General features: G+C 35.6%; 3 protein-coding genes. All 3 read left to right on the top strand.

The features are described 5' to 3' along the window. Window positions 1-1,027: site-specific integrase (locus BALCAV_RS20640; protein ID WP_040324330.1), on the top strand; the 1,027-nt coding region annotated here is incomplete at its 5' end. Beyond that, window positions 1,028-1,981 carry a tyrosine-type recombinase/integrase gene (locus BALCAV_RS20635; RefSeq protein ID WP_003321320.1) on the top strand — a complete coding sequence of 318 codons (954 nt, stop codon included), beginning with the start codon at window positions 1,028-1,030 and terminating at the stop codon, window positions 1,979-1,981. It abuts the gene before it with no gap. Beyond that, the gene (locus tag BALCAV_RS20630) at window positions 1,978-2,997 is read left to right on the top strand and encodes a site-specific integrase (protein WP_040324331.1); all 1,020 of its coding nucleotides are present in this window, start codon (window positions 1,978-1,980) and stop codon (window positions 2,995-2,997) included. The genes BALCAV_RS20635 and BALCAV_RS20630 overlap by 4 nt, the downstream gene beginning before the upstream one ends. The last annotated feature ends 87 nt before the right edge of the window (window positions 2,998-3,084 follow it).

Genomic DNA, 3,084 nt, shown 5'->3' with positions numbered 1-3,084 from the left:
TACGCGGGAAAAAGAAATCATTAGATGTGTAAACGTACTTACGGAGTATCAGACTACGGGTGTTATTAAGTTTAGATCAATTCTAAAGTCTTACGATTTCGATGGTGAAATTGGAGAATTTATAGTTAACTTTTTAGATTATAGAAAATCACGAGGCTTATCAGAGGATACATTAAATAATAACAAAATATATCTTCACAGATTTTTGGTTTATCTTAACTCAAACAAAATTCTTTACCTCTCAGATCTGGGCAATAAACATATTTTGGGCTTTATTAGTAGCCTTGGTTTCTTTTCGAAGTCAACTATTCACTGTACGCTTTCATCCTTAAGAGGCTTTTTAAGGTTTTTAGCTGATAATCAATATTTAGATTGCGACTTAAGTTATCTGGTACCTAAAAGTAGCTACAAAAAGGAAGCTCACCTACCAACCACCTATACAAAAGATGAAGTTAGAATCCTGTTAGAATCTGTGGATAGAAGTAGTCCAAAAGGAAAAAGGGATATAGCGATGATATTATTGGCAGCTCGGCTTGGGTTACGTGCTTCTGATATTTGCGGATTAAGGTTTGAAAACATTCATTGGGAAACCAACACCCTTTGTTTAATTCAGAAAAAGACAAAGGAAAGAATAGAGCTTCCGCTCTTGACTGAAATTGGGAATGCGATTATTGATTATCTCAAATATGGAAGACCAGAGTCGGAACTACCCTATATATTTATTCGTGCTGGACGACCATACGACAAACTTGAGGAACCAACTCTTCACAGTATTGTTTCCTTTTATTTAAAAAGGGCAGGTATAAATAACATTGACAAAAAGAAACATGGTCCACACGCTCTGCGTCATAGCCTTGCAGGAATTCTATTAGAAAAAAAGACTCCTTTACCAGTTATTTCAGAAGTACTAGGTCATACCAATACTGAAAGCACAAAAACATATCTTAGAATTGATCTAGAATCACTTCGTCAATGTGCCTTAGACGTACTGCCTTTAACATCACCTCATTATCAGGAGGTGAAATAAATGGAGTTCTATGGGGTTAATGCTTTATTGATTGAACAATATATCGAATTCAAAAGAAGTATGGGATATGCCTTTGACAACGCTTATACCTTCAAGATGTTTGATAATTTTACTATTAAAAATGGAGCAACTTCTATTGGATTAACAAAAGGATTGGCCATTAAATGGGCGGAAAAACGTCCGAATGAGGCCGATGTTACACGGTATAAGAGGGTCAATACCATAATAAATTTTTCTATTTACCTAAATCAACTAGGATACCCATCTCACATTCCGAGGCAACTAAAAGTCTATAAAAGCACATTTACACCATATATCTTTTCAAAAGAAGAGCTAAAGTTATTCTTTGATGCATGTGATACCATTGAAGTTAAAGGACAGACAACTATGAAGTATATTCTACCTGTTGTTTTTCGCATGATCTATGGATGTGGATTGAGAGTAAGTGAAGCATTGGCACTTAAATGTGAGGATGTAAATCTCGATGAGGGTTACATTACTATTCGTGAGTCAAAAAATGGCTGTGATCGAATGCTTCCACTCTCAGATTCATTAAAAAATGTGTGTAAACAATACAGCAAGTATTGTCTACACCTACAAAGCCCTAACGATTATTTTTTAAAGCAGAAAAATAACGAAAAATATGCATCTGATACAGTATATAGGTGGTTTCGTAAAATACTCTGGAAAGCTGGCATTCCTCATGGTGGTAAAGGGATGGGACCATGCGTACACAGTTTTAGACATTCATTTAGTGTACATTCATTAGCAGAAATGTCCCGTCAGGGACTGGATCTATACTATTCTCTTCCTATCCTTTCCAATTACCTAGGTCACTCATCCTTAGAAGCTACTGATAAGTATGTCAGGTTAACTTCGGATATGTATCCAGAATTAATTCAGGAGGTAAATAGTCTTTGTTCATATTTGTTTCCGGAGGTGACTTTACCGTGAAACCTACAGATTTTTCATATTATCTTACAGGATTTCTTACCAAGTTTCTACCAGGGGAAATTGGTGCAAGCAAAAATACCATTGCCTCCTACAGAGATACATTTATACTCTTTCTGCGGTTCTTAAAAGACGAAAAAGGAATTTCAGTAGAACATCTAACATTGAACAAGATAACAAAAAATTTAGTGGTGGATTATTTAGATTGGACAGAGGATAAGCGTCAGTGCAGCCCTTCAACAAGAAATGTGCGACTAGCGGCTCTCCATTCTTTCTTTAAATACCTTCAATACGAGAATCCAGACAATCTATTAGAATGGCAGCAGGTCCTCTCTATATCGGTCAAAAAGACAGAAAAGAAAACCATTAACTATTTAACTCTTGATGGAATTAAACTACTTTTAGAAATGCCGGATCTTAACACAGAGGCAGGACGGCGCAACTTAGCCTTATTAACACTTATGTATGACACTGGGGCAAGAGTGCAGGAAGTTATTGACTTGACACCATCTATGATTAGATTCGACAAACCTTATACTATAAAGTTGATTGGTAAGGGGAACAAGGCTAGGATCGTACCATTAATGGAGCCAACTATGCGGATTGTAAAAAAATACATGGAAGAGCAGAATCTTTTACGAAATTCCGCTAACTTATATCCTTTGTTCTTTAATAAGAGAAAAGAAAGACTGACTAGAGCAGGGGTAAATTATATTGTAGAAAAATATAAAAAATTAGCACGTGAGAAAAATAAAGTATTAATACCGGAAGTATTGTCCTGCCACTGCCTTAGACACTCAAAGGCAATGCATCTCCTTCAGGCAGGAGTAAATCTTGTCTATATAAGAGATATATTAGGCCACTGTTCTGTACAAGTAACGGAAATCTACGCTAAAACGGATTCAAAGCAAAAAAGAGAGGCAATTGAGAAAGCGTATGTAGATGTATCACCTACTGATGAACCAATGTGGGAGAAGAATGAAGATTTATTGACTTGGTTGAAAACCTTTAATAAATAATAGCCATGGTGATAATGTAAAGTTAAATCTGGGAAAACTTCTAATTTAATAACATAAAAAGGGTTACTTTACATTATCCTCTTCTTT

This window comes from Alkalihalobacillus alcalophilus ATCC 27647 = CGMCC 1.3604, from assembly GCF_000292245.2.
In the GTDB taxonomy this organism is placed as follows: domain Bacteria; phylum Bacillota; class Bacilli; order Bacillales; family Bacillaceae_D; genus Alkalihalobacillus; species Alkalihalobacillus alcalophilus.
This window is presented reverse-complemented; position numbering and strand designations above follow the sequence as displayed.